Source organism: Sphingobium sp. LMA1-1-1.1 (assembly GCF_040676365.1).
Taxonomy (GTDB): domain Bacteria; phylum Pseudomonadota; class Alphaproteobacteria; order Sphingomonadales; family Sphingomonadaceae; genus Sphingobium.
Genome location: NZ_JBEGHS010000023.1, coordinates 209,453 through 233,433, shown reverse-complemented (window position 1 = coordinate 233,433; position 23,981 = coordinate 209,453). Strand labels below are relative to the sequence as shown.

At 63.6% G+C, this 23,981-nt stretch carries 26 protein-coding genes; 17 read left to right on the top strand and 9 right to left on the bottom strand.

The window, feature by feature from the left end; translation table 11 throughout:
* Positions 1–76 precede the first annotated feature (76 nt).
* The 5 genes from bamA (at position 77) to MRBLMA1_RS12535 (ending at position 4,986) form a co-directional block, all read left to right on the top strand.
* On the top strand, positions 77–2,779 hold the full coding sequence (gene bamA, locus MRBLMA1_RS12555) for an outer membrane protein assembly factor BamA (protein ID WP_363737437.1): 2,703 nt from the start codon (positions 77–79) through the stop codon (positions 2,777–2,779).
* Complete coding sequence (locus MRBLMA1_RS12550; protein WP_363737175.1) at positions 2,779–3,438, top strand: OmpH family outer membrane protein; 660 nt, start codon at positions 2,779–2,781, stop codon at positions 3,436–3,438. Before bamA ends, MRBLMA1_RS12550 begins: the two co-directional genes overlap by 1 nt.
* Positions 3,439–3,446: 8 nt before the next feature.
* Positions 3,447–3,929 carry a 3-hydroxyacyl-ACP dehydratase FabZ gene (fabZ, locus tag MRBLMA1_RS12545; protein WP_133653002.1) on the top strand — a complete coding sequence of 161 codons (483 nt, stop codon included), beginning with the start codon at positions 3,447–3,449 and terminating at the stop codon, positions 3,927–3,929.
* A gap of 183 nt (positions 3,930–4,112) precedes the next feature.
* Entirely contained in the window at positions 4,113–4,337 is a 225-nt protein-coding gene (gene rpmE, locus MRBLMA1_RS12540) for a 50S ribosomal protein L31 (protein WP_007687040.1), read from the top strand.
* Between the two features lie 229 nt (positions 4,338–4,566).
* Complete coding sequence (locus MRBLMA1_RS12535) at positions 4,567–4,986, top strand: hypothetical protein (RefSeq protein ID WP_363737174.1); 420 nt, start codon at positions 4,567–4,569, stop codon at positions 4,984–4,986.
* A 262-nt stretch (positions 4,987–5,248) separates the two neighbouring features.
* On the opposite strand, the gene aroB is transcribed toward MRBLMA1_RS12535, so the two are convergent.
* Together aroB and MRBLMA1_RS12525 are read right to left on the bottom strand one after the other, a co-directional pair.
* A complete protein-coding gene (aroB, locus tag MRBLMA1_RS12530; protein ID WP_363737173.1) occupies positions 5,249–6,361 on the bottom strand; it encodes a 3-dehydroquinate synthase in 1,113 nt (370 codons plus the stop codon).
* Positions 6,352–6,900 (bottom strand): shikimate kinase, encoded by a 549-nt coding sequence (locus MRBLMA1_RS12525; RefSeq protein WP_363737172.1) that lies wholly within the window; start codon positions 6,898–6,900, stop codon positions 6,352–6,354. Before MRBLMA1_RS12525 ends, aroB begins: the two co-directional genes overlap by 10 nt.
* 94 nt (positions 6,901–6,994) lie before the next feature.
* On the opposite strand from MRBLMA1_RS12525, the gene MRBLMA1_RS12520 reads away from it, so the two are divergent.
* The 5 genes from MRBLMA1_RS12520 to MRBLMA1_RS12500 all read left to right on the top strand — a co-directional run bounded on the left by MRBLMA1_RS12520 (position 6,995) and on the right by MRBLMA1_RS12500 (position 12,433).
* Positions 6,995–7,183, top strand: a complete 189-nt coding sequence (locus tag MRBLMA1_RS12520) for a hypothetical protein (protein ID WP_363737171.1) — start codon at positions 6,995–6,997, stop codon at positions 7,181–7,183.
* Positions 7,184–7,188: 5 nt separating this feature from the next.
* Positions 7,189–9,003 carry a hypothetical protein gene (locus MRBLMA1_RS12515; protein ID WP_363737170.1) on the top strand — a complete coding sequence of 605 codons (1,815 nt, stop codon included), beginning with the start codon at positions 7,189–7,191 and terminating at the stop codon, positions 9,001–9,003.
* Complete coding sequence (locus tag MRBLMA1_RS12510; protein ID WP_363737169.1) at positions 9,003–9,920, top strand: tyrosine recombinase; 918 nt, start codon at positions 9,003–9,005, stop codon at positions 9,918–9,920. Before MRBLMA1_RS12515 ends, MRBLMA1_RS12510 begins: the two co-directional genes overlap by 1 nt.
* Before the next feature lie 11 nt (positions 9,921–9,931).
* Positions 9,932–10,876 carry an acetyl-CoA carboxylase carboxyltransferase subunit alpha gene (locus MRBLMA1_RS12505; protein WP_363737168.1) on the top strand — a complete coding sequence of 315 codons (945 nt, stop codon included), beginning with the start codon at positions 9,932–9,934 and terminating at the stop codon, positions 10,874–10,876.
* A 78-nt stretch (positions 10,877–10,954) separates the two neighbouring features.
* Positions 10,955–12,433: a M48 family metalloprotease gene (locus tag MRBLMA1_RS12500; RefSeq protein WP_363737167.1), complete on the top strand. Its 1,479-nt coding sequence runs from the start codon at positions 10,955–10,957 to the stop codon at positions 12,431–12,433.
* A gap of 67 nt (positions 12,434–12,500) precedes the next feature.
* On the opposite strand, the gene MRBLMA1_RS12495 is transcribed toward MRBLMA1_RS12500, so the two are convergent.
* Positions 12,501–12,662, bottom strand: coding sequence for a Flp family type IVb pilin (locus MRBLMA1_RS12495; RefSeq protein WP_363737166.1), 162 nt, complete (start codon positions 12,660–12,662; stop codon positions 12,501–12,503).
* 137 nt (positions 12,663–12,799) lie between these two features.
* Complete coding sequence (locus MRBLMA1_RS12490) at positions 12,800–12,985, bottom strand: Flp family type IVb pilin (RefSeq protein WP_363737165.1); 186 nt, start codon at positions 12,983–12,985, stop codon at positions 12,800–12,802.
* A 77-nt stretch (positions 12,986–13,062) separates the two neighbouring features.
* On the opposite strand from MRBLMA1_RS12490, the gene MRBLMA1_RS12485 reads away from it, so the two are divergent.
* On the top strand, positions 13,063–13,470 hold the full coding sequence (locus MRBLMA1_RS12485; protein ID WP_363737164.1) for a (deoxy)nucleoside triphosphate pyrophosphohydrolase: 408 nt from the start codon (positions 13,063–13,065) through the stop codon (positions 13,468–13,470).
* A 197-nt stretch (positions 13,471–13,667) separates the two neighbouring features.
* On the opposite strand, the gene bfr is transcribed toward MRBLMA1_RS12485, so the two are convergent.
* The 3 genes from bfr to MRBLMA1_RS12470 all read right to left on the bottom strand — a co-directional run bounded on the left by bfr (position 13,668) and on the right by MRBLMA1_RS12470 (position 15,767).
* Positions 13,668–14,147: a bacterioferritin gene (gene bfr / locus MRBLMA1_RS12480; protein ID WP_013847267.1), complete on the bottom strand. Its 480-nt coding sequence runs from the start codon at positions 14,145–14,147 to the stop codon at positions 13,668–13,670.
* A gap of 150 nt (positions 14,148–14,297) precedes the next feature.
* Positions 14,298–14,468 (bottom strand): (2Fe-2S)-binding protein, encoded by a 171-nt coding sequence (locus MRBLMA1_RS12475; RefSeq protein WP_025547882.1) that lies wholly within the window; start codon positions 14,466–14,468, stop codon positions 14,298–14,300.
* 54 nt (positions 14,469–14,522) lie between these two features.
* Complete coding sequence (locus MRBLMA1_RS12470; RefSeq protein WP_363737163.1) at positions 14,523–15,767, bottom strand: DUF418 domain-containing protein; 1,245 nt, start codon at positions 15,765–15,767, stop codon at positions 14,523–14,525.
* Positions 15,768–15,828: 61 nt separating this feature from the next.
* Here MRBLMA1_RS12470 and MRBLMA1_RS12465 point away from each other — a divergent pair, with 61 nt between their 5' ends.
* Positions 15,829–16,647, top strand: a complete 819-nt coding sequence (locus tag MRBLMA1_RS12465; protein WP_363737162.1) for a methyltransferase domain-containing protein — start codon at positions 15,829–15,831, stop codon at positions 16,645–16,647.
* Here MRBLMA1_RS12465 and MRBLMA1_RS12460 read toward each other — a convergent pair.
* Complete coding sequence (locus tag MRBLMA1_RS12460) at positions 16,616–17,476, bottom strand: LysR family transcriptional regulator (RefSeq protein WP_363737161.1); 861 nt, start codon at positions 17,474–17,476, stop codon at positions 16,616–16,618. The genes MRBLMA1_RS12465 and MRBLMA1_RS12460 overlap by 32 nt on opposite strands.
* Positions 17,477–17,561: 85 nt before the next feature.
* Between MRBLMA1_RS12460 and MRBLMA1_RS12455 the strand changes: the two genes are divergently transcribed.
* Entirely contained in the window at positions 17,562–18,707 is a 1,146-nt protein-coding gene (locus MRBLMA1_RS12455) for an isovaleryl-CoA dehydrogenase (RefSeq protein WP_363737160.1), read from the top strand.
* A gap of 1 nt (position 18,708) precedes the next feature.
* Here MRBLMA1_RS12455 and MRBLMA1_RS12450 read toward each other — a convergent pair whose 3' ends face one another.
* The gene (locus MRBLMA1_RS12450; RefSeq protein ID WP_363737159.1) at positions 18,709–19,047 is read right to left on the bottom strand and encodes a DMT family protein; all 339 of its coding nucleotides are present in this window, start codon (positions 19,045–19,047) and stop codon (positions 18,709–18,711) included.
* A gap of 63 nt (positions 19,048–19,110) precedes the next feature.
* On the opposite strand from MRBLMA1_RS12450, the gene MRBLMA1_RS12445 reads away from it, so the two are divergent.
* From MRBLMA1_RS12445 to MRBLMA1_RS12430, 4 genes are read left to right on the top strand one after another with little or no spacing between them, the layout of a single operon-like run.
* Positions 19,111–20,712, top strand: a complete 1,602-nt coding sequence (locus MRBLMA1_RS12445; protein WP_363737158.1) for a carboxyl transferase domain-containing protein — start codon at positions 19,111–19,113, stop codon at positions 20,710–20,712.
* Positions 20,709–22,667 (top strand): acetyl/propionyl/methylcrotonyl-CoA carboxylase subunit alpha, encoded by a 1,959-nt coding sequence (locus tag MRBLMA1_RS12440; protein WP_363737157.1) that lies wholly within the window; start codon positions 20,709–20,711, stop codon positions 22,665–22,667. The genes MRBLMA1_RS12445 and MRBLMA1_RS12440 overlap by 4 nt, the downstream gene beginning before the upstream one ends.
* Positions 22,667–23,119: a MaoC family dehydratase gene (locus tag MRBLMA1_RS12435; RefSeq protein ID WP_363737156.1), complete on the top strand. Its 453-nt coding sequence runs from the start codon at positions 22,667–22,669 to the stop codon at positions 23,117–23,119. The genes MRBLMA1_RS12440 and MRBLMA1_RS12435 overlap by 1 nt, the downstream gene beginning before the upstream one ends.
* Entirely contained in the window at positions 23,116–23,952 is an 837-nt protein-coding gene (locus MRBLMA1_RS12430) for an HpcH/HpaI aldolase/citrate lyase family protein (RefSeq protein ID WP_363737155.1), read from the top strand. Before MRBLMA1_RS12435 ends, MRBLMA1_RS12430 begins: the two co-directional genes overlap by 4 nt.
* The last annotated feature ends 29 nt before the right edge of the window (positions 23,953–23,981 follow it).

Genomic DNA, 23,981 nt, shown 5'->3' with positions numbered 1-23,981 from the left:
TTTCCGGATATGTACGGAATGGGTCCGGCGTGAACGACATGTTGCTTTTTTGTAGAAGGTGGAGCGGGTGACAGCGATGATGAGCAGCAACAGGCAGCGCCCGGTCGTCGTGGCCCTGTTGGCGACGACGATGATCGCGGGCATGTCTGCAGTCCCGGCGATGGCTCAAAATGCCCCGCCGGCGGCCGCACCTGTTCCCGCGCCCGTGCCAGCGGTTGCGCCCGCAGCCGGCACGATCCGCAACATCACCGTCACCGGCGTCCAGCGCCTGGAACCCGACACGGTGCTGTCCTACACCAAGCTGCGCATCGGCCAGCCCTTCACCCAGGAATCGCTCGACCAGGCGCTGCGCGACCTTTACGAGACGGAGCTGTTCGCCGACGTCCAGATCCGCAACGACAATGGCGCGCTGACCGTCGAGGTGAAGGAAAACCCGGTCATCAACCGCATCGTCCTTGAAGGTAATAAGCGCCTCAAGGAAGACAAGATACGTCCTGAAATAAAACTGGCTCCGCGGCAGATCTATACCCGGTCCAAGGTCCGCGCGGATGTTGCCCGCATCATCGAACTGTATCGCCGCCAGGGCCGCTTCGCCGCCACGGTCGAGCCGAAGATGGTGCAGCTCGACCAGAACCGTGTCGATATCGTCTTCGAAATTTCCGAAGGGCCCAAGTCCAAGGTTCGTCAGATCAACATCATCGGCAACGAGAAGTTCAAGGACGGCGAACTGCGCAGCCAGATGGTGACGAAGCAGTCGCGCTGGTTTCGCATCTTCTCCTCGGGCACCAGCTACGACCCGGATCGCCTGGCCTATGACCAGCAGAAGCTGCGCCAGTTCTATCTGACCAACGGCTATGCCGATTTCCGCGTGATTTCCGCCGTGGCGGAACTGACGCCCGACAAGCAGGACTTCATCATCACCTATGTGGTCGAGGAAGGGCAGCGCTACAAATTCGGCGACGTGAAGGTCAACAGCGACATTCGCGACCTGTCGGGCGATTCGCTGACCAAGATGCTGCCGATGAAGAAGGGCGACTGGTACAACGCCAAGCAGGTCGAGGACACGGTCGACACGCTGAGCGAGACGGCGGGCCTGTTCGGCTATGCCTTTGCCGACGTCCAGCCGGACTTCCAGCGCAACAAGGACACGCTGACGATGGGGATTGATTTCCGCATCGCCAATGCGCCGCGCGTCTATGTCGAGCGCGTCGACATCAACGGCAACACGCTGACCCAGGACAAGGTGGTCCGGCGCGAATTCCGCCTGGCCGAAGGGGATGCGTTCAACAGCTTCCTGGTCAAGCGGTCGAAGGACCGCATCAACTCCCTGGGCTTCTTCCAGGAAAAGCTGGACGTCGAACAGAAGCCGGGTTCTGCGCCCGACCGCATCGTTCTGGAAACGAACGTGCAGGAAAAATCGACCGGCGAACTGTCGCTGTCGGCTGGTTTCTCCTCGCTGGAACGCTTCATTGTCTCGGCGTCGATCACGCAGCGCAACTTCCGCGGCAAGGGCCAGGAACTGCGCACCAGCGTCAATTACTCGGCCTACAGCAAGTCGATCGAACTGGGCTTTACCGAGCCCTATTTCATGGACAAGAACATCGCGCTGGGCGGCGACATCTATCGCCGCGACCTCAACAGCTTCAACTATATCAACAATAACGACCGCAACCGCACCTACCAGCAGACCACGACCGGCTTCCAGCTTCGCGCCGGCGTGCCGATCACGGAATATATGTCGCTTGCGCTGCGCTACACGCTCAACCTCGACAATGTGACGCTGGACAAGTCGACCTATTATACCGACAGCAATGGCGACGGTATTCGCGGCAACAGCGCTGGCGACACCTGCGACCCGATCCTGTCGGGCCGTTATCTTTGCGACGCCATCGGCAAGCGCACCACGTCCATGATCGGTTATTCGCTGATCTACGACACGCGCGACAACCGCATCCGGCCGACGCGCGGCAATAATCTGGTTCTCAGCCAGGATTTCGCCGGCCTGGGCGGCAGCGTCAAATATGTCCGCACCCGCCTCAGCGGCGGAAAATACTGGCCTGTCGGCGGTGGTTTCATTTTCTCGCTGACTGGCGAAGGCGGCTATATCCACAGCCTTGAGGGGGATCGCCGCGACAGCACGGGCGCCCTGGTTGATGCGGTTCGCCTCACGGACCGCTTCTTCCTCGGCAATCCGCAGATTCGCGGCTTCGACATTCGTGGCGTCGGGCCCCGGATCGTCCGTCGCTACTTCACGACCACAGCCAATAGCGACGGCACCTTCACCGGTGTCGAGAATACCGGCAACAACAATCGCGCCGACGACGCGTTGGGCGGCCGCATTTATTATCTGGCGCATGCGGAAATGGAAATTCCGCTGGGTTCGGGCGCGCGTGAAATGGGGCTGCGGCCTTCGGTGTTCGTGGACGCGGGCGCTGTCGGGGGGCTCAAGAGACCTGGTCTGGTCAGCGTACCTGGCTCCACCCCAGGCACCTTCCCGGGCTTCTGCTCGTCCACCAGCAATCCCGCCTTGCCGGTGGTTCAGGCTACCGGATCGGCCGTGGCGCCTGTCTGCAACACGGCTGTCGGCTATAATACGGTCAGCAGCGGCTTCGTGGAACAATATCTCGGCGACACGCTCAAGCCGCGTGTTGCCGTGGGCTTCGGCGTCAACTGGAACTCGCCCTTCGGTCCGTTCCGTATCGACATCGCCAAAGCCCTGCTCAAGGAACCAGGGGACGACACTCAGCTCATTAGCTTCAACGTAGGGACTCAATTCTGATGAAGACGATTTTCAAGGCTGCTGCGCTGGTTCTTGCGCCAATGACTGCCATGGCGCTGACCAGCGTTCCTGCCGCTGCCCAGTCGAAGACCGGCATCGCCGTCGTCGACCTGCAGCGCGCCGTTGCCACCAGCTCGGCCTATTCGACCGCGCGCACGCAGATCCAGACCACTTACAAGGCGCAGATCGACAGCTTCACCGCGCGCAAGAACGCCATCGACGCGGACCTGAAGGCGAAGGGCACTGCCCTGGAAACCGCGATGAAGGCCGCCGGCGGCAAGCCGACCCCGGCGATCCAGACCCAATATGAGGCCTATCAGAAGGCCGGCCAGGACGGTCAGGCCGAACTGCAGCGCCTGGGCCAGCCGATCGCGCTCGCCAACGCCTATGTCGAGGAGCAGATTTCGGCCAAGCTGTCGGACGCGCTCAAGTCCGCCATGACCAAGGCCAAGGTTGACCTGATCCTGTCGCCCGACGCGACCGTGTCCTATCAGCCGACCGTCGACATCACCCAGTCGGTGGTGACCGAACTCAACGCGCTGGTGCCCAGCGTCGGCATCACCCCGCCGGCCGGCTGGCAGCCGGGCCGTCAGGGCCAGGGCGCTGCCGCCCCTGCCGCTGCACCCGCCAATCCGTCGCAGCAGCCGGCCTCGCGCTGATCGCACGGATGACGGATCAGACTGACAATGCGGCCGCCGCCGTCGGCCCCATCGATATTCGTGGGGTGATGGCGGCGCTGCCGCACCGTTATCCGATGCTGCTCGTCGACCGCGTGATTTCGCTCGTGCCCAACAGCGCGATCCACGCGGTCAAGGCAGTGTCGATCAACGAGGACTTCTTCCAGGGGCACTTCCCCGGCCGGCCGATCATGCCCGGCGTATTGATCGTCGAAGCCATGGCGCAGGCCGCAGGCGTGCTGACGGTCGAGACGATGAACCTGCGGGGTTCGGGCAAGCTCGTCTATTTCATGAGCATCGACGGGGCGAAGTTCCGCACTCCGGTCGAACCGGGCTGCCTGCTCGACCTGCATGTCGATCTGGTCCAGATCCGTGGCCGCGTCTGCAAGTTCACGGGCAAGGCGATGGTCGAAGGCAAGCTCTGCGCGGAGGCCAGCTTCGTCGCGATGATTGCCGACCCGCCTGTGGATTGAGGCGGGGTAGTGATCCGGAATTTCCCGTCACTTCCGCCCCGGCGGGAATGACGGGGTCGACCGGCCAAGGGGCAAGGCCCGCTCTTCCCCTTGCTTTTGCGCGCATTCCCATGTAACGGCGCGCCTTCGCAATTTTTCGCATCCATGGCCGGTCGGAAACCGGCCCCTGAACGGAGCAGACCCATGAAGGCCGATACCCACCCCGATTACCACTTCATCACCGTCCAGATGACCGACGGCACCACGTTCCGCACTCGCTCGACCTGGGGCAAGGAAGGCGACACGCTGGCGCTCGACATCGATCCCAAGTCGCATCCGGCCTGGACCGGCGGTACCCGCCAGCTTGAACAGGGTGGCCAGGTGGCCCGCTTCAACAAGCGCTTTGGCGGCCTGACTCTGAAGAAGTAATCGACGCCTTCAAGGGGCATGATTTGAAAGGGCGCCTTCTGGGCGCCCTTTTTTGTTGGATAAGGGGGCAGGTTCGACCAGTTGTCGCTGGTCATGATATTGAGGAGATGCTCGAAAGCGGTCATGCCCTCAACTCATCCGCAAGATGCCGGACCTCCTATATCAGGTGTATGCTGTAGCGCTGAGCGTTGGCATCGCGTTCGCCAAGCGCATTTGATAAGCGGGAATCATGAAAAAAGCCTCGATGATCACCATCTTTGCGTCGATGCCAGCCATGTCCGTTCCCGCGCTGGCACAACCGGCTGCCACGGCATCTGATCCGTCCGAATCATCGTCCCCGCGAACCGTTAACCTGACCGTCTATGGCAATGATTCCTGTCCGCCGGGCCGGGATAATGAGATTGTGGTCTGTGCCCGTAGACCGGAAGCGGAGCGCTATCGCATCCCCAAGGAATTACGGGAAAAATCGGCTTCATCGGGTGCTCCAGGTTGGACGAGCCAAGCTGCGACCATGGAAGAAACGCAACGTGACAGCCTGCCCGTCAGCGGTTGTTCGGTCGTCAGCAGCAGCGCTGCCGGTTGTCTTGCCAAGGCGTTGCGACAATGGCGCGCCGAGCGGCGCATGGAGCATGCCAAAAATCACCCTTGAGGCGCTGCACGGATATGCCCTTAGGAGATCGATAAATTGTTACGATCATCACCATGGGTGCTTCTCGATAGCGGACCTGCGCAAGTCAGATTAGATCATGGCAAGTTCGGCTGGAGATATGCCCGCGGTATGGCGAGAAATTCATGCCACCGGAAGAAGATGTGCCGGGATATGAGATTGTTTGGCCTGACAACAGCTTGCTGAGCACTTAAATTGGGTTGTATCCCCTGATACAACCCTGACCTTCATTCCTGCCTTGGTGTCAAACCTCGGCCGCGCGATCCTGATCCAGAAACGCAGCCACATCGTCCAGCACGACATCCTTCGACAGGAAGGTCTGCCCGATTCCCCGCGCCAGCAGGAAGGAGAGGGTGCCTGCCGCCATTTTCTTGTCGTGCAGCATATATGCGACAAGCGCCGCGCCGTTCGCCTTCACATGCGCGCTGGCCAGATCGTGCGGCAGGCCGACGGCCTTCAGATGCGCGGTCACCCGCTCTGCATCTTCGACCGTGCAGAGGCCGAGCCGCGCCGAATAACGGAACGCAAGGGCGGTTCCCGCCGCAACAGCCTCGCCATGGAGCAGAAGATCGGAAAAGCCGGTATCCGCCTCCAGCGCATGGCCGAAAGTATGGCCTAGGTTCAGCAAGGCCCGCCTTCCGGACGTCTCCCGCTCGTCATCGGCCACAATGGCCGCCTTGGCGGTCACGCTGCGCTCTATGGCATATTCGCGCGCCTGGACGTCGCCGGACAGCAGCTTATGTCCTTCCGTCTCGCACCAGGCGAAAAAGACGGGATCGTCGATCAGGCCATATTTCACCACCTCGGCATAGCCGGCCCGCGTTTCGCGCGCAGGCAGCGTGTCGAGCGTCGACGGATCGATCAGCACCAGCGAGGGCTGGTAGAAGCTGCCCACCAGATTCTTGCCCGCCTTCGCGTTGATCGCGGTCTTGCCGCCGACGGAACTGTCCACCTGCGCCAGCAATGTCGTCGGCACCTGGATGAAATGGCAGCCGCGCTTCAGGATCGAGGCGGCAAAGCCCACCAGGTCTCCGATCACGCCGCCCCCCAGCGCCACTACATGGTCGCCGCGCTCGATCTCCAGTGCCAGCAGCGCGTCGAGCAGTTCTTCCAGGTGGCGCCAGCTCTTGGTCTGCTCGCCCGGCGGCAGGATGATGGGTTCCACCGCGACATTGGCGGCGCGCAGGCTCGCTTCCAGGCGGGGGAGCTGCGTGGCGGCGACATTTGCGTCGGTGACGACGACCAGCCGTCCCTTGCGCGCATAGCCCGCCAGATGCGTCCCCGCCCGGTCCAGCGCACCTTGTTCGATCAGAATGTCGTAACTGCGCGAATCGAGCGCGACGCGGACTATGGCCATTGGGAAAGCTGCTCCATGATGCTGTCGACTGCCACGTCATGCGGCGCGGCGGCGCTTTTCACATGAATGGGGCAGAGCGCGTAGACCGGATTGCGTATGGCCGCGAGCTCAGTCAGCACCACGCGCGGATCCTTGCCCTTCAGCAGCGGACGCCCCTCCCGTCGCGACACCCGGTCCACCAGCGTGTCGATGTCGGCGTTCAACCAGATCGCCAGCGCATGATCCAGGATCAGCGCCCGCGTCTCTTCCTGCATGAAGGCGCCGCCGCCGGTCGCGATCACCTTGGGCTCGCCGTCCATCAGGCGGGCGATCACCCGCCGTTCGCCGTCGCGGAAATAGTCCTCGCCATAGCGTTCGAACATTTCGGTGATCGTCATGCCCGCCGCTTTTTCGATCTCCTCGTCGGCATCGACGAAACCCAGGCCGAGCCGCGCCGCCAGCCGCCGTCCGACGGTCGATTTGCCCACGCCCATCATGCCCACCAGGACGATGGGGCCGCGCTTCGCTTGCGCATCGGCGGATTTGCTGTTTCGCTGCATGGCGAGCGGGGCTATACATCCCCGCGTCGACAAGGCAAATCGCAACTTTCCTTCAGCTTTGGCCCAGCCAGAATAGCCAGCCAGAACAGGACTCATGAAGCGCAATCGTTCCTACAGCAATTTTGAGGGCAGCTCCCGGCGCCGCAAGACGTCCCTGCCGATCATTCCCATCATTGCGGTCCTCGTGCTGGCGGGGATCATCGCCCTGCTCTGGTCGCGCGGCGGCGAAAAGCCGCAGGCCCGCGTGGAAAAGGTCATTCCTGCCGAAAAGCTGGGCCGGTAAACGGCATGCGGCAGCGGCGGGTGAACGCGAAATGGGCGCTGGGCACGCTGGCGCTGGCGCTGGCGCTGCCTGTGGTGGCGCAGGAGACGCCCGAATCGCTCCTGCCGCCCGGCTTTGGCGATGCGCCCGCGGCGCCGCCACCCGTTGCGCCGCCGCCGCGCCCCGCACCGGGTACCCCGGCGGCGCCTGCCGGTTCGCCCTCCGTGGTGCCCATATTGCCGCCCGGCTTCGCCGTCACGCAAGAGGCGGGCGACAATGCGACGGAACCGATGAGCGAGGAGGAACTCTCCGCCGAAAAGCAGAAATATGACCTGCCTGAAAACGCGCATCGTTCGCTCGACCGCATAGGGCCGCTGACGCCCGGCCGGTTGGGACTGGCGCCCAATGCCTTTGGCGCGCAATCGGGCCGGTTCCTGGCGACGTTGATGAAGGAAACGCGCGCGCCGATCACATCGCGCTGGGCGTCGATCCTGCTGCGCCGGGCGCTGCTGTCGGCGACCGATACGCCGCGCGACATCGATGGCGCGGACTGGGTGGCCGAGCGCGCCTGGCTGCTGCTGCGCATGGGGGAGGCGGACAGTGCCCGCCTGCTGGTGCAGAGCGTTGATTCCGACCGTTTCACTCCGCGCCTCTACGCCATCGCCATGCAGACCTATCTGGCGACGGCCGATCCGGCGGGCCTTTGCCCGCTGTCGGCGGGCGCGCTGCGGTTCAGCAAGGAGCCTGGCTGGGACATGACGAGGGCGATCTGCCCGGCCTTGTCGGGGGATCAAGGAACGGCCAGCGGCGCGCTCAATCAGGAGCAGCGGCGCGGCATGGTGCGGGGCATCGACTATCGGCTGGCGGAAAAGGTCGTCGGCGCGGGATTCAACGCCCGCCGGTCGGTGAAGATCGAATGGGACGGGGTGGATCGGCTGACGGCTTGGCGTTTCGGTCTGGCGACGGCGCTCAATGTCGAGATACCCGATGATCTCTATGCCACGGCGGGTGCGCATGTCCGCGCCTGGGAAGCGCGCGCGCCTGCTTTGTCCGCCGTTCGCCGCCTGCCGGGAGCGGAGGTGGCGGCGCGGCTCGGCGTCTTTTCCTCGCAGGCGCTGGTCGATTTCTACGGCCAGTTGCAGTCCGATGGTGACGTGCCCGCCAAAGCGGCCGATCGGGTGGATGCGTTGCGTGCAGCCTATGCCGGCGCGGGGGCTGACGAGCGGCTCCAGGCCATGCGGACGCTCTGGCAGAATGAGGCGCGGCCGGATTTCGTCGGGTTGATCGCGACGGCGCGTGCGGCCGCGGCGTTGCCGGTTTCAGAGCTGAGTGCGCGCGATGCGGCCAATCTGGTCGCGGCGATGTTCACCGCCGGTTATGATCGCAGCGCGGCGCAATGGTCGCGGCTCGCGGCGCAGGCGGACGGGGACGGCGCGGCGGACCTTTGGGCCCTGCTGGCGGTCGGTGCGCCGAGTGCGGTGGTGGAGATCGGTGCGGGACGGGTTTCTTCCTTCGCCAAGGATGCCGATCCGCGCAAGGCCCAGATGCTGATAGCGTCGCTGGCTGGACTTGCGCGGCTCAATGCGCAGGACAGCGCGTCGCTGGCGCAGGATCATGGCTTCAACCTGGCTGCCGCCAGCCGTTGGTCGCGCGCGATCGACACCGCGGCTGCCCGTGGCGAGAAGGGCAGCGTCGCGCTGTTGGCGGCGGTCGGCATGCAGACCGCCGACTGGAACCGCCTGCCGGCCTTCCACCTCTACCATATTGTCGGGGCGCTGCACCGCGTCGGCCTCGATCCCGAAGCGCGGATGATCGCCGCGGAGGCGATGACGCGACTCTGATGGGAGAGGATGCCGCGCTTATCGACCGCTTTCTGGAGATGATGGCGGCCGAACGGGGTGCGTCGCGCAATACGTTGCTGGCCTATCGGGCCGATCTGCAGGGCGCGGCGGACCTTGTCGGCGGTCTGGTGGTCGCGACCAAGGATGGCCTGGCGGAACTGGCCACAGCCTGGGCGACATTGGCGGCCTCTTCGGTCGCCCGGAAATCTTCCGCCCTGCGCGCCTTCTACGCCTTTCTGGAGGAGGAGGGGCTGCGCGCCGACAATCCGTCCGCCGCCCTGCCGCGTCCCGTGACCCGTCGGCCCCTGCCCCGGATCCTTTCGACCCAGGAGGTCGAGTCCCTGTTCGCACTGATCGCGGCGAGGCTGGCCGTCGATCATCCTGCGCCGCTGGATCTGCGACTGTCGGCGCTGATCGAACTGCTCTACGGATCGGGACTTCGGGCTACGGAGCTGGTGTCGCTGCCGCGCCGCGCCCTGGCGTCGGATCGCCCGTTCCTGATCCTGAAGGGCAAGGGCGCGCGCGAACGGCTGGTGCCGATCTCCGACCGGGCCCGTGCCGCCGTGGCGGCCTGGTTGCCCCATGTGCCGGCCGAAAGCCCCTGGCTCTTCCCTTCGGGCAAGAGCCATGTCAGCCGGATTCGTCTTTATCAGATGGTGAAGGCCCTGGCCGCCGCTGCCGGCATCGCGCCGGAGCGGGTCAGCCCCCATGTGCTGCGCCATGCCTTCGCCACGCATCTGCTGGAGGGTGGGGCAGACCTGCGCGCGCTGCAGTCCATGCTGGGCCATGCCGATATCGGCACGACGCAAATCTACACCCATGTCGACAGCCGCAGGCTGGTCGAACTGGTCAACAGCCGCCATCCGCTTGCTTCCATGACGCATCGCCGCGTTGACGGCGAAGCATCTGCGTCCTAACGCCATGCGCCATGGTTAGTTTTCTCGAATTCGAAAAGCCGATTGCCGAACTGGAAGCGCGCATCATCGAATTGCGCGCGACCGCCAATGCGGGCGACATCGACATCAGCGGCGAGATCGACAAGCTGGAGCAGCGCGCCTCGAAAATGCTGGTCGATACCTATGCCAGGCTGTCGCCCTGGCAGAAGACGCAGGTTGCTCGCCATCCCGAACGTCCGCATTTCAAGGATTATGTCGCGGGCATGTTCGACAATTTCATGCCCTTGGCCGGCGACCGGGCCTTTGCCGACGATCAGGCGATCATCGGTGGTTTCGCGACGCTGGATGAGCGGCGCGTGGTGGTGATCGGCCATGAGAAGGGCGATGATACGGCAAGCCGCGTCCGCCATAATTTCGGCATGGCGAAGCCCGAGGGTTATCGCAAGGCAATCCGCCTGATGCAGCTTGCCGACCGCTTCGGCCTGCCGGTGGTGACGCTGGTCGATACGTCGGGCGCTTTCCCCGGCGTGCAGGCGGAGGAACGCGGACAGGCGGAGGCGATCGCCCGTTCGACGGAGCAATGCCTGGCGATGGGCGTGCCGATGGTGGCCGCCGTGGTGGGCGAGGGCGGCTCCGGCGGTGCGGTGGCGCTGGCGGCTGCCAATCGCGTGCTGATGTTCGAACATGCGGTCTATTCGGTGATCTCGCCCGAAGGCTGCGCCTCCATCCTCTGGCGCACCGCCGAAAGGGCGAGCGATGCCGCAACTGCCATGCAGGTGACGGCGCAGCATCTGAAGGCGCTGGGCGTCATCGACCGCATCGTGCCGGAACCAGTCGGCGGCGCCCATCGGGAGCCGGTGCAGGCGATCGCCAATCTGGGCGCCGCGATCGGGGAGGAGCTGGATTCGCTATCCGGTCTTGGTGCCGATGCGCTGCGTACCGATCGCGCCGACAAGTTTCTGGCCATCGGCGTCTGACCGCGCGATCCTCTGTTTCGGGGAACATCCGCCTGCTATTGCTCGTTACGCGAAGGTAACAGGGGAGCAGGAAAGGCCGTGGAACGAAGATCATCTCTGGCTGTCGCCGGGCTGGGCCTGATCGTCCTGGCGGCTGCGCCGTCGGCGGAAGGACAGCAGCGCGCGATTCGGACGGTTTCGTCGATCAGTCCGCAGGAAAAGGAAGCGGGCGCCAAGCAGCATCCGCAGCTTCTCAACGAATTTGGCGGCGCCTATGCCGGGCCGCAGGTGAAATATGTGGAGGGCGTGGGACGACGCATCGCGGTCCAGTCCGGCCTGTCCAATGCGCAGGGGGACTTCACCGTCACCCTGCTCAATTCGCCGGTGAACAACGCCTTCGCCATTCCCGGCGGCTATGTCTATGTGACGCGCCAGCTCATGGCGCTGATGAACGATGAGGCGGAACTGGCCGGCGTGCTGGGCCATGAGATCGGCCATGTCGCGGCCCAGCATGGTCAGAGGCGACAGCAGGCGGCGCAGCGCAATGCCATTGGCGGCACCCTGTTGCAGGTACTGACCGGCGCTTTGCTGGGCGATTCGGCGTTTACCGGCCTGTTGCAGAAGGGAATTGGGCAAGGCAGTCAGCTGCTGACGCTCAAATTCTCGCGCAGCCAGGAATATGAGGCGGACGACCTGGGCATACGCTATCTGGCCTCGGGCGGTTATGATCCAAGGGCCCTGTCATCCATGCTGGCGTCGCTCGCCGCGCAAAGCAGCCTGGACGCCCGGTTTGCGGGCAGTTCCCGATCGGTGCCGGAATGGGCAAGCACCCATCCGGATCCCGCCTCGCGCGTCGGCCGCGCTTCGCGCAATGCAGCCAGCAGCGGGTCCACCAGCACGGTCCGGAACCGTGATGCATTCCTGAACGCGCTCAATGGCGTTCTCTATGGCGATGATCCCAAACAGGGCGTGATCGAGGGCAGCCGTTTCTGCCATCCTGATCTGAGGGTGAGCTTCACCGCACCATCGGGATTCGGCATGGAAAATGGCGCGAGTGCCGTCAGCGTCGTGGGATCGGGTGGCCAGGCGCAGTTCAGCGCCGCCCCTTATTCCGGCGATCTGTCCGCCTATATCGATTCGGTGTTTGCAAAGCTGGGCGGGGGCGTCGGCGGTGTTCCCGCTGGGGAGGTACGGCGCGTTACGGTCAATGGCCTTCCGGCGGCCTGGCGAACGATCCGCGCCAGCACCCAGTCCAGCCAGGTCGATGCGACCGTTTTCGCTTATGATTTCGGTGGCGGGAAGGCCTATCACTTCCTGCTGCTGACGGCGGCGGGACAGGGGATTGGCCCCTTTTCCAGCATGGTGCAGTCAGTGCAGCGTCTTTCAGCCCAGGATGCCGCGGCGATCAAGCCGCGTCGGGTCGAGGTTGTAACGGTAAAGTCAGGGGATACTGTCCAGTCCCTGGCAAAGCGCATGGCTTATACGGATTATCCGCTGGACCGGTTCCTGACGATCAATGCCCTGACGGCGAACAGCGTCCTGCGTCCGGGACAGCGGGTGAAGATCGTTAGCTGGTAAGGACGAACGCAATGAAAAAGGGCGACGGAATTGCTTCCGCCGCCCTTTTTTATCGACCAAGCTGAACTTAGTTCATGTTGTTCGAAACTTTGGTGAAGGTGTTGGTCAGCTTGCCGCCCAGGCTGGTCATCGCGCCAATGGCAGCGACAGCGATGAGAGCGGCGATCAGGCCGTATTCGATGGCGGTGGCGCCCTTTTCGTTCTTCAGCATCTTGCGGATGAACTGCATTGGAAGTCTCCTTGAATTAAATTCCACGTTTAACTACCCGGCCGCCCCCCGCTTGAGATGAAGGTCAGCTTGGACTGATGTAGAAGAAGGGGGTTGATAAAGATTTAATGGGCGAAGGAGGTGTCAGATATAGATGGTTAATGCGCCAGGACCTCCGTCGCGACGTTGTTCCACATTCCGATTGTCTTGTTGGCGACGTTGGAAACTGCGCCCATGACAGCCAGACAGATAAGGGCAAGGATCAGCCCATACTCCACCGCCGTGGCGCCGCGCTGGCAATAGATCAGCTTCCAGAAGCTGAAATTTTTGAATAATGCCCGCATGTCGCACCCCATTTACACACAGCCCGGACGCCCTTGTAAAAGGGGCAGGGTTAACAAACCCCTGAAGCGGGAACAGTATGACGATAAATTCTCCATTGCTGGTGGTGGCCGCCGCCTTGATCGACGCTGATGGCCGCGTCCTGTTGCAGCAACGTCCGCCCGGAAAGCCAATGGCGCATCTCTGGGAGTTCCCTGGCGGCAAGGTGGAGCCGGGGGAAGCGCCTGAAACCGCGCTGATCCGTGAGTTGGAGGAGGAATTGGGGATCCGCACCCATGCGAGCTGCCTCGCGCCCGCGACCTTCGCCAGCGAACCGCTGGGTGATCGCCATCTGCTGCTGCTGCTTTACGTCTGCCGCAAATGGCAGGGCGTGGCCGAAGCGCGGCATGCGACCGCGCTCCAATGGATCAGGCCCGCGCAGATGTATGCGCTGGAGATGCCGCCCGCAGACCTGCCGTTGATCGGTTTGCTTGATTCCCTGATCTAGAGCGATTTCCAAGCGATCGGAACCGATCGCTGGTCAAGAAATAGCGGAAAACAAAGAATCCGGAGCGGCGATCTGATTCAATCAGATCGAAACCCGCTCTAGCTGCCAGAGCCTTCCTTGCGAAGGCGCGGCCGGGCTGTCCACCCATGCCCGGAATGGGCGGGGCCGGCGTTCCGGAGGAGCCGGCCCCGCTGTGCTTATTCCTCCGCAGCCTTGCTCTGCAACTGGATGTAGTTCTGGATGCCCATGCGATCGATCATTTCGAACTGGGTTTCCAGCGTATCGACATGCTCCTCCTCGCTTTCGAGGATGTGCTGGAACAGGTCGCGACTCACATAGTCGCGGATCGATTCGCAATAGGCGATGGCATCCTTCAGCACCGGCAGCGCTTCATATTCCAGCTCAAGGTCGGCCTTCAGGATTTCCTCCACCGTTTCCCCGATCTTCAGGCGGCCGAGCAACTGGAAATTGGGCAGGCCGTCGAGGAACAGGATCCGCTCGGCCAGCTTGTCGGCATGTTTCATCTCATCGATGGATTCTTCATATTCGAACTTGGCGAGCTTCTCGATGCCCCAATGATTGAGCATGCGATAATGGAGGAAATATTGGTTGATTGCGGTAAGTTCGTTCTTGAGAACCTCATTGAGATATTCGATGACCTTGGCGTCGCCCTTCATGGCGTTCTTCTCCGGCTGTAGGGGAAAGTGCCTGGATCATAAGCATTTCGCTTCCGTTTGTTAATCCGGAAAGCCGCGGGAATCCGTCATTTTCTGCCGCGCTATTGCGTCAAGTTCGCGTCATTCCGATGCGCTTGATACGCAATGGCTTCAGATGGAGGCGCGTTCGGCCGCGATGATCGTACGGGCGAAGGGCACGCATTGGCCGCATTTCGGCCGGCGACCAAGCCGGGCATAGGCGCTGCAGGGAGTTGCACAACCTTCGCGGGCGACCTCTTTCAGGTCCTTTTCACGGATGGCATTGCAGACACAGACAACCATGCAGATCTCCTGAACAGGGAGATAGCTTAGATGATAATAGGTCGCAATAGGAATTCAGTCGCTGTTGCGAATCTTTTGCGTTTGCCCTCGGGCAAGGCTGCGCCATAGCCATTCCGCCGGGCCCAGGGCGAATCGCCGTTGCCAGAGCGGCGACCAGATCAGCATGATCGCCCATGCCCCCACCACGAACAGCGGCAGCATATGGTGCGGAACATGGCCGAACAGACCCAGCCCCCAGCCATAGAAGATCGCGCACATGACAAGGCTGCTGCCCAGATAGTTGCTGAGCGCCAGCCTGCCGACGGCGGAGATCCTCGCGGTCAGGGCTGCGCTGCGGTGACGGGTGAACAGCCACAGGACCAGCGCCGCCCATCCGACCGCCAGCGGGATTCGGAAGGGGAACGACCAGGCCAGTACCGATCCCAGCGCTGTGAGCGGAGCGAACCGGCTGGAAATGATCCATATCGCGAGCACCGCCATCGGGATCAGCCCGATCAGAAAACAGTGGCGCGCCGTTCGCCAATATTGCTCCGCCGCCCAGCGACCGGTCAGGAAGCCGCCCTTCAGCATCGCCATGCCCAGCAGCATGAACCCCAGCGTATCAAACGCGATGAACGGCAGGGTCGTAGGCCACTGCCCACCGAACAGGGCGACGTGATGCAGGACAATACCGGCATAGCTGCCGCGATAGACGTCATATTCGTTCCGAATCGCCGCATGGGCAGGATTGGACAACGAGTCGATGAAATTGGCGAAACCGGCGCTGACATGACTGGGCGCGCCGGATGTCGCGGCGGCATGGCCCCAGGCGTAAAGCGTGCCGATGAAGCCCGCGCAGATCAGGAAATGTGCCAGGAAGAAGAAAAAGGCCCATTTGACGAGCGACAGCGGTTCCCGCCGCGCAAAGGGCAGCGCCGCCAGCCCGACCAGCGCATAGATCATCAATATGTCGCCCCACCACAGCAGCAGATAATGAGCGAGGCCGAAGACGAACAGCCAGCCGGCCCGGATTATCTGCGCGCGTGCCCCGTTCCGCCCGGCCATTTCCTCCCTGTTGATCAGCAGCAGCATTGACGCGCCGAACAGCATGGAAAACAGGGCGCGCATCTTGCCGTCGACCAACAGGAAGCTGGCCGTCCAGAAGGCGATGTCGCCTGTGGACAGCCGGCCCGCGGCAGCCGGGCTGAAATAGGCCTGCTCGGGCAGGGCGAAGGCCGCGATGTTCATCCAGAGGATTCCCATGACCGCGCAGCCACGCAGAACGTCCATGGCGGGAATCCGGGAGGAGGGGGCGGTCATGGGTCGGTGCGGTCCTCGAAAGGCTGGAAAAGGGAGTGCGGCTCTGTCATTGCGACTAGCCATGAACGGCCACCGCAAGCAACGAATAAGCGACGCATTTGGCGCGGCTGCGGAGCATTATGATGATCACGCCGGACCGCAGCGGCAGGCCGCGGCGCTCGTGGCCGATCTCGCGCAGCGGCAGCGGCGCGACGGCTCCGGCCGGATATTGGAAATCGGTTGCGGCACGGGCTTTCTGACGCGCGACATCCAGGCTCGCTGGCCCGGCGCGGAATTCGTGGTGACGGACCTGTCGCCCGACATGCTGGCCCGCGCCGCCACGGGCGGTTTGGTCGCGGGCACATTCCTGGCGATGGATGGGGAAGCGCCGATCTTCGAAGGCGAATGGTTCGATCTCATCCTTTCCAGCTTGGCCTTTCAATGGTTCGACGATCTGGAGGGCGCGATTGCGCGTCTGGCCGGACTGCTGCGGCCCGGCGGAAGCCTGCTTTTCTCGACCATGGGGCAGGGCAGTTTCACCCGCTGGCGCGCCGCGCATCAGGCCGCCGGATTGAGCGCGGGCATCCCGCATTATCCTTCGCTGCAAGGGCTGCGGTCGATGCTGGCGGCGTATGACGACGCCTTCGCCTTTGACGAGGAATATGCCCTGCCGTGCGATGGCGCGAAGGGCTTGATCGCCCATCTCAAGGGCATCGGGGCGGTGGTGCCGAACGAAGGGCGCAGGCCCCTTTCGCCGCGCGATCTCCGGCGCGTGATGGCGGTCTTTGACGAAGGCGGCGGCCATGACGTCTACCAGGTGCTGTTCGGCCGGGTGACGCGCAGCGCGGGCGCGGCCGCCGCTGGCATTGCTATGCCTTCAAGGACGCCTCGATCGCCTTGAGCATCGGCGCGCCCTGTAGTGCCGCGGCCCGCGCGCCAAAGAGAAATCCGACATTTCGCCGCTCGTGAAAGTCCCTGAGCGTGACCTGTGCCATGCCCGGCCAACGATAGCTTTCGGGCATGACGGTGATGCCCAGGCCTGCCGCGACCATCTGCATCACCCGCTCGTCATTGGTCGATCGCAGGGCGAAATGCGGTCGGACGCCGCGATCGACGAAATAGCGGCTGGTGGCGGAGAGCGCCTCGCAATGGCGGCGCACGATCATCGTTTCCGACGCCAATTCCTCGGCCGCCACAACGGTCCGTCCTGCAAACGGATGGCCATCGGCCATGGCGACTGCATAGCCTTCCTCTATGATCGGTTGCGTCAGAAATCGGTCCGCGCCAGGCCTGATCAGGGTGAGGGCCACATCAATCCGTTCCGCGTCCAGCCGGCCCAGCAATTCGCGCTCGCTGCCCGGAATGAATTCGATCCTGCCATCGCTGGGCAGGGCGCCGTCGGTCAGGGCATGGGCAATCCTTTCCCCTGAAATGCTCGACAACAGGCCGATGCGCAGCACCGGCGTCTGCTTGCTACTTTCGCCCGCGAGCTCCGCCAGGTTGAATTCGCGCTCGATCCGTCGGGCGTGCGTTACCAGCCTGGTGCCCGCCATGGTCAGTTCGACCCGCTGGTTGCTGCGCAGGAAAAGCGCAGCGCCCACCGCCTGCTCCAGCTTGGCGATGCCCACCGACAGCGTCGGTTGCGACACGAGGCAATGCGCGGCGGCGCGGGAAAAATTGCCCTGGTCCACGACAGCCAGGAAATAGCGCAGCAGATAGCGTTCGATCATAGACAGAAACTATACACTATCCCGCACCGTTTCAATTTTTCCTGAAGGCCGGTGAACGATAGGATGCGCCGCAAGGAGAGCCGCCATGACTGATTTCGACTTCGCGCTGGGGGATAATGCGGAAATGATCCGCGAAACGACGGCGCGTTTTGCTGCCGATCGCATCGCGCCTCTGGCGACGGAAGTCGATGCTAGGGACTGGTTCCCGCGCGACCTGTGGCCCGAAATGGGCGCGCTTGGCCTGCACGGCATCACCGTGGAGGAGGCTGATGGCGGCCTTGGCCTCGGTTATCTGGAACATGTCGTCGCGCAGGAAGAGGTGGCGCGGGCGTCCGCCTCCATCGGCCTCAGCTATGGCGCGCATTCCAATCTCTGCGTCAATCAGATCCGCCGCTGGGCCACGCCGGAACAGAAGGCCCGCTATCTGCCCAGGCTGATTTCCGGCGAACATGTCGGCTCGCTCGCCATGTCGGAAGCAGGCGCGGGATCGGACGTCGTCTCGATGAAGCTGCGCGCCGAGAAGCGTGGCGACCGCTACGTCCTCAACGGGACCAAATTCTGGATCACCAATGCGACCCATGCCGATACGCTCGTCGTCTACGCCAAGACTGGCGAGGGATCGCGCGGCATCACTGCATTCCTGATCGAAAAGGATTTCAAGGGCTTCTCCATCGGGCAGAAGATCGACAAGATGGGCATGCGCGGATCGCCCACGGCCGAACTGGTCTTCGACGATTGCGAAGTGCCGGAGGAAAACATCATGGGCCCGCTCAATGGCGGCGTCGGCGTGCTGATGTCGGGCCTGGATTATGAGCGGGCGGTCCTGTCCGGCATCCAGCTGGGCATCATGCAGGCCTGCCTCGACGTGGTGCTGCCCTATGTGCGGGAGCGCAAGCAGTTCGGCCAGCCCATCGGTACCTTCCAGCTCATGCAGGCCAAGGTGGCGGACATGTATGTGGCGCTCAATTCGGCGCGGGCCTATGTCTATGCCGTGGCGCGGGCCTGCGACATGGGCAAGACCACCCGTTTCGACGCCGCCGGCGCGATCCTGCTGGCCAGCGAAAATGCGATGAAGGTGTCGCTGGAGGCGGTGCAGGCGCTGGGCGGCGCTGGCTATACCAAGGACTGGCCGGTCGAGCGGTACATGCGCGACGCCAAGTTGCTCGACATCGGCGCGGGCACGAACGAAATCCGTCGCATGCTCATCGGCCGCGAACTGATCGGCGCGTGACTCAGCTGCGGCCCACGAACAGGAAGGCAACCCCCGCCATGATGCAGAGGAAGGCGGCGAAATGGCGCCAGTGCAGCGGTTCGCCCAGCACCGTCACCATGAATCCGCCGAAGACCAGCAGCGCTATGGCTTCCTGCGCGATCTTGAGCTGGCCCGCGCTCCAGCCATGGGCGAAGCCGATCCGGTTGGCGGGTACGGCGAAGCAATATTCGACGAAGGCGATGCCCCAGCTGATCAGGATGACCGTGAAAAGGGGTTTGTTCATCCCGCCTTTCAGGTGCCAATACCAGGCTGTCGTCATGAAGAGGTTGGAAATGGTGAGGAGCAGGATGGTCGGCATGGAGGGACTCGGCTTGGGAAGTCCTCTGCCCTCTCGCATCAGCGTGCGGGGGAGCGCAAGGGGATGAGCGCGCCGACCCTTGATACGAAGCTTTCGACGGAGAGCGATTCCTTCCGCGACAATGCGGCGCATAACCGCGCGCTTCGCGATGAACTGTGCGCCAAGGTCGCACAGGCGGCGCTCGGCGGAAGCGAGGCCGCACGGGCCAGGCATGTGGCGCGCGGCAAGTTGCTTCCTCGCGATCGGGTGGAACGGCTGCTCGATCCGGGCAGCCCGTTTCTGGAGATCGGACAGCTCGCCGCCAACGGCATGTATCATGGCGAAGTGCCCGGCGCCGGGCTGATCGCGGGCATCGGCCGGGTGTCGGGGCGGCAGGTGATGATCGTCTGCAACGACGCCACGGTGAAGGGCGGCACCTATTATCCGCTGACCGTGAAGAAGCATCTCCGCGCGCAGGAAATCGCGATGGAGAACCGGCTGCCATGCATCTACCTCGTCGACAGCGGCGGCGCAAACCTGCCCAACCAGGCGGACGTCTTCCCCGACCGGGAGCATTTTGGCCGCATCTTCTACAATCAGGCGCAAATGTCGGCACGGGGCATCCCCCAGATCGCCTGCGTCATGGGAAGCTGCACGGCGGGGGGCGCCTATGTGCCCGCCATGTCGGACGAGACGGTGATCGTGCGCAATCAGGGCACGATCTTCCTCGCCGGTCCGCCCCTGGTTCAGGCGGCGACGGGAGAGGTCATCAGCGCCGAGGATCTGGGCGGCGCGGACGTGCACGGCCGCCGCTCAGGCGTGGTCGATCACGTCGCGGAGAATGACGAGCATGCGCTGACCATCGTGCGGGACATCGTGTCGACCCTGCAACCGGCGCCGCGGATCGACCTGAACCTGAGCGAAGCCAGGCCGCCGAAACAGGATCCGGAGGAACTTTACGGCATTGTCCCCCAGGATGTCCGTGCGCCCTATGACGTGCGGGAGGTGATCGCCCGCATCGTCGACGGCAGCGAATTTCACGAGTTCAAATCGCTCTACGGCGCGACGCTGGTCTGCGGTTTCGCCCATATCTGGGGCATGCCGGTGGCGATCCTCGCCAATAACGGCGTGCTGTTCAGCGAAAGCGCGCAAAAGGGCGCGCATTTCATCGAACTCGCCTGCCAGCGGCGCATTCCGCTGCTTTTCCTCCAGAATATCTCGGGCTTCATGGTCGGCGGCAAATATGAAGCGGAGGGGATCGCCAAACATGGCGCGAAGCTGGTGACGGCGGTCGCGACCGCCAGCGTGCCCAAGATCACCGTGCTGATCGGCGGCAGCTTCGGCGCGGGCAATTACGGCATGTGCGGCCGGGCCTACAGCCCGCGCTTTCTCTTCACCTGGCCCAACAGCCGCATCTCCGTAATGGGCGGGGAGCAGGCGGCGAGCGTGCTGGCGACCGTCCACCGCGACGCCGCGAAATGGACGCCGGAGGAAGCCGAAGCCTTCAAGGGGCCGATCCGCCAGAAATACGAGGATGAGGGCAATCCCTATCACGCGACGGCGCGGCTGTGGGACGATGGCGTGATCGACCCCGCCCAGACCCGCGACGTGCTTGGCCTCGCCTTTGCCGCCACGCTCAACGCACCCGTCGAGGAGGCGCCCCGCTTCGGGGTGTTCCGCATGTGATCCAGTCCCTGCTCATAGCCAATCGCGGCGAGATCGCCTGCCGCATCATCCGCACCGCCCGGCGCCTCGGCATCCGCACCGTCGCGGTCTATTCGGATGCAGACGCGAAGGCTCTCCACGTCCGCGAAGCCGACGAGGCTGTGCATATCGGTCCATCCCCGGCCCGCGAGTCCTATCTTATCGGCGACCGCATCATCGCCGCCGCGCAGGCCACGGGAGCACAGGCCATCCATCCCGGCTACGGCTTCCTGTCGGAAAACGCCGCCTTTGCGCAGGCCGTGATCGACGCCGGGCTCATCTGGGTCGGCCCCAATCCCGACAGCATCACGGCCATGGGCCTGAAGGACGCCGCCAAGAAGCTGATGGCCGAAGCAGGCGTGCCCGTTACCCCCGGCTATCTGGGCGAGGACCAGAGCACCGAACGCCTGAAGGCCGAGGCCGATGCCACCGGCTACCCCGTCCTCATCAAGGCGGTCGCGGGCGGCGGCGGCAAGGGGATGCGGCGGGTGGACGCGCCGGAGGATTTCGCCGACGCGCTGCTCTCCTGCCAGCGGGAGGCGGCCTCCAGCTTCGGCAACGACCAGGTGCTGATCGAGAAATATATACTCTCGCCGCGCCATATCGAGGTGCAGGTGTTCGGCGACAGCCATGGCAATATTGTCCATCTGTTCGAGCGCGACTGTTCGCTCCAGCGCCGCCACCAGAAGGTGATCGAGGAAGCGCCCGCGCCCGGCATGGACGAGGCAACCCGCCAGGCGATTTGCGGCGCGGCGGTGCGCGCCGCGCAGGCGGTGGACTATGTCGGCGCGGGCACGATCGAGTTCATCGCCGACGCCAGCGCCGGGGAGGGCGGGGGCCTGCGCGCCGACCGCATCTGGTTCATGGAGATGAACACGCGTTTGCAGGTCGAGCACCCGGTGACGGAGGAGATCACCGGCGTCGATCTGGTCGAATGGCAATTGCGCGTGGCAAGCGGCGAACCGTTGCCGAAAAGGCAGGAGGAATTGTCGATCGACGGTCACGCCATAGAGGCGCGGCTCTATGCCGAAGACCCTGCAAAAGGCTTCCTGCCAAGCACGGGACAGCTGGAGAGCTTCACCATCCCACACGCCATGAGACAAACGCAATGGAGGGATGAGCGGGGAACTGCGGAACTGTCGACCGACTATGACGTGCGCCTGCGGATCGAAACGGGCGTATCGCAGGGTGACGAAATTTCCCCTTGGTACGATCCGATGATCGCCAAGCTCATCTGCCATGCGGAAACGCGCCAGGAGGCTCTTGTCGGCCTTAACAAAATGTGTTGGGACAGCCGGATATGGCCAGTGAAGACTAATGCGTCCTTTCTGGGATCGCTGGTCGTCATGCCTGACTTTAGACGCGGCAAGATCGATACCGGCTTCATTGAAAGGCATATGGATGACACGGCTTATGAGGTTGATCCGCCTCAATGGATGCTCGACCTGATTGCCGAACGCTTTGTGGAACGGTTCTCACCACAGACTTCTGGTCGCAAAGGACTGCGTCTCAACGCAAGCCCTCAGGCCGAAGTTCGGTTTTCCGATCAGATGGCCCAATATAGGGGACGATGGGATAGCCGGATCGGTTATGACCAGCGCAGCTATCCGCTGATCCAAGACGATGGCGATGCAATATTCGTCACCTTCCAAGGCAAGACATGGCGATTCATGCCCTCCCGGACCGAGGGCGTGATTGGAGGCGCCGCATCCGACGGCGCGATCCTCGCCCCCATGCCGGGTCGCATCATCGCCGTCGCCGTGGCCAAAGGCGAGCGGGTCGCCAAGGGTCAGAAGCTGGTGACGCTGGAGGCGATGAAGATGGAGCACAGCCTTGTCGCGCCCTTCGACGGCGTGGTGGCGGAGCTGGCCGCCAGCGAAGGCGGGCAGGTGAGCGAAGGCACGTTGCTGGTGCTGGTGGAGCGGGAGGAAAGCTAATGGCAGGCCGCTATTATGACGAATGGACTGTCGGCGATCGGATAACCCATGAAATCCGGCGCACCGTCACGGAGACCGACAATCTGCTTTTCTCGACCATGACCCATAATCCCCAGCCGTTGCATCTCGATGCCGAAGCGGCCAGGGCGTCCGAATTCGGCCAGATCCTGGTCAACGGCACCTTCACCTTCGCGCTGATGGTGGGGCTGTCCGTGGGTGACACCACGCTGGGCACGCTGGTCGCCAATCTTGGCTATGACAGGCTGGTCATGCCCAAGCCCGTCTTCATCGGCGATACCTTGAGAGCGGACAGCGAGGTGACCGAACTCAAGGAAAGCCGCTCCCGCCCCGAAGCGGGCATCGTGACCTTCACCCATCGCCTCCATAACCAGCGGGATGAAATCGTCTGCCAGTGCCTGCGCATGGCGCTGCTGAAGAAGAGGCCGGCATGAAGCTCCGTTCGCTGCTGTTCGTGCCCGCCGACCGTCCCGAGCGCTTTGCGAAGGCGGTGGCCAGCGGCGCGGATGCGATCATCCTGGACCTTGAGGATTCGGTTGCGCCGGAACGCAAGGCTTATGGACGGGCGGCCATGGCCGAGTGGCTGGCGTCGCCGCGCGACTGTCTGGCGTTCGTGCGGATAAACCCGCTGGACGGTGATGACAGCCGCGACGACCTGGACGCCGTGCTGCCGGCATCGCCGGACGGTATCATGCTGCCCAAGGCGGAGGGCGCGGACAGCATCCGGGCGCTGATCGCGCGGGCGGGGGGCGCCGACCTGCCGCCGGTCCTGCCCATCGCGACGGAGACTGCCGCCGCCATTTTCGAAATGGGCACATTCCGGCAGGTGAGCGACAGGCTGGCGGGGCTGAGCTGGGGGGCGGAGGATCTGCCTGCGTCGATCGGCGCCTCGACCTCTCGGGAGGAGGATGGCCGCTACACCGCGCCCTTTGAAATGGTGCGCAGCCTAACGCTGTTCGCCGCCCATGCGGCCGGTGTTCCCGCCATCGACACGATCTTTCCCCGTATTGAGGCGATGGACGATCTCAAGGCCTATATCGGGCGCGCGCGGCGTGACGGCTTTACAGGCATGATGGCGATCCATCCGGTGCAGATCGCGGCGATCAACCAAGGCTTCACCCCCAGCGAGGCGGAGATCGCGCGGGCAAGGGCCGTCATCGATGCCTTTGCCGCCAATCCGGGGGCAGGGGTGCTGAAGCTGGACGGCAGGATGATCGACCGGCCACACCTCATCCAGGCGCAGCGGGTGCTGGCCGCGGGAGAATGAGAAAGGGTCCGGCGGTGCGGCCGGACCCT

What these genes read in the sequence shown, in the direction of transcription:
- bamA (WP_363737437.1), top strand. Translation starts at nt 77, where the DNA reads ATGATGAGCAGCAACAGGCAGCGCCCGGTCGTCGTGGCCCTGTTGGCG.
- MRBLMA1_RS12550 (WP_363737175.1), top strand. Translation starts at nt 2,779, where the DNA reads ATGAAGACGATTTTCAAGGCTGCTGCGCTGGTTCTTGCGCCAATGACT.
- fabZ (WP_133653002.1), top strand. Translation starts at nt 3,447, where the DNA reads ATGACGGATCAGACTGACAATGCGGCCGCCGCCGTCGGCCCCATCGAT.
- rpmE (WP_007687040.1), top strand. Translation starts at nt 4,113, where the DNA reads ATGAAGGCCGATACCCACCCCGATTACCACTTCATCACCGTCCAGATG.
- MRBLMA1_RS12535 (WP_363737174.1), top strand. Translation starts at nt 4,567, where the DNA reads ATGAAAAAAGCCTCGATGATCACCATCTTTGCGTCGATGCCAGCCATG.
- aroB (WP_363737173.1), bottom strand. Translation starts at nt 6,361, where the DNA reads ATGGCCATAGTCCGCGTCGCGCTCGATTCGCGCAGTTACGACATTCTG.
- MRBLMA1_RS12525 (WP_363737172.1), bottom strand. Translation starts at nt 6,900, where the DNA reads ATGCAGCGAAACAGCAAATCCGCCGATGCGCAAGCGAAGCGCGGCCCC.
- MRBLMA1_RS12520 (WP_363737171.1), top strand. Translation starts at nt 6,995, where the DNA reads ATGAAGCGCAATCGTTCCTACAGCAATTTTGAGGGCAGCTCCCGGCGC.
- MRBLMA1_RS12515 (WP_363737170.1), top strand. Translation starts at nt 7,189, where the DNA reads ATGCGGCAGCGGCGGGTGAACGCGAAATGGGCGCTGGGCACGCTGGCG.
- MRBLMA1_RS12510 (WP_363737169.1), top strand. Translation starts at nt 9,003, where the DNA reads ATGGGAGAGGATGCCGCGCTTATCGACCGCTTTCTGGAGATGATGGCG.
- MRBLMA1_RS12505 (WP_363737168.1), top strand. Translation starts at nt 9,932, where the DNA reads ATGGTTAGTTTTCTCGAATTCGAAAAGCCGATTGCCGAACTGGAAGCG.
- MRBLMA1_RS12495 (WP_363737166.1), bottom strand. Translation starts at nt 12,662, where the DNA reads ATGCAGTTCATCCGCAAGATGCTGAAGAACGAAAAGGGCGCCACCGCC.
- MRBLMA1_RS12490 (WP_363737165.1), bottom strand. Translation starts at nt 12,985, where the DNA reads ATGCGGGCATTATTCAAAAATTTCAGCTTCTGGAAGCTGATCTATTGC.
- MRBLMA1_RS12485 (WP_363737164.1), top strand. Translation starts at nt 13,063, where the DNA reads ATGACGATAAATTCTCCATTGCTGGTGGTGGCCGCCGCCTTGATCGAC.
- bfr (WP_013847267.1), bottom strand. Translation starts at nt 14,147, where the DNA reads ATGAAGGGCGACGCCAAGGTCATCGAATATCTCAATGAGGTTCTCAAG.
- MRBLMA1_RS12475 (WP_025547882.1), bottom strand. Translation starts at nt 14,468, where the DNA reads ATGGTTGTCTGTGTCTGCAATGCCATCCGTGAAAAGGACCTGAAAGAG.
- MRBLMA1_RS12470 (WP_363737163.1), bottom strand. Translation starts at nt 15,767, where the DNA reads ATGACCGCCCCCTCCTCCCGGATTCCCGCCATGGACGTTCTGCGTGGC.
- MRBLMA1_RS12465 (WP_363737162.1), top strand. Translation starts at nt 15,829, where the DNA reads ATGAACGGCCACCGCAAGCAACGAATAAGCGACGCATTTGGCGCGGCT.
- MRBLMA1_RS12460 (WP_363737161.1), bottom strand. Translation starts at nt 17,476, where the DNA reads ATGATCGAACGCTATCTGCTGCGCTATTTCCTGGCTGTCGTGGACCAG.
- MRBLMA1_RS12455 (WP_363737160.1), top strand. Translation starts at nt 17,562, where the DNA reads ATGACTGATTTCGACTTCGCGCTGGGGGATAATGCGGAAATGATCCGC.
- MRBLMA1_RS12450 (WP_363737159.1), bottom strand. Translation starts at nt 19,047, where the DNA reads ATGCCGACCATCCTGCTCCTCACCATTTCCAACCTCTTCATGACGACA.
- MRBLMA1_RS12445 (WP_363737158.1), top strand. Translation starts at nt 19,111, where the DNA reads ATGAGCGCGCCGACCCTTGATACGAAGCTTTCGACGGAGAGCGATTCC.
- MRBLMA1_RS12435 (WP_363737156.1), top strand. Translation starts at nt 22,667, where the DNA reads ATGGCAGGCCGCTATTATGACGAATGGACTGTCGGCGATCGGATAACC.
- MRBLMA1_RS12430 (WP_363737155.1), top strand. Translation starts at nt 23,116, where the DNA reads ATGAAGCTCCGTTCGCTGCTGTTCGTGCCCGCCGACCGTCCCGAGCGC.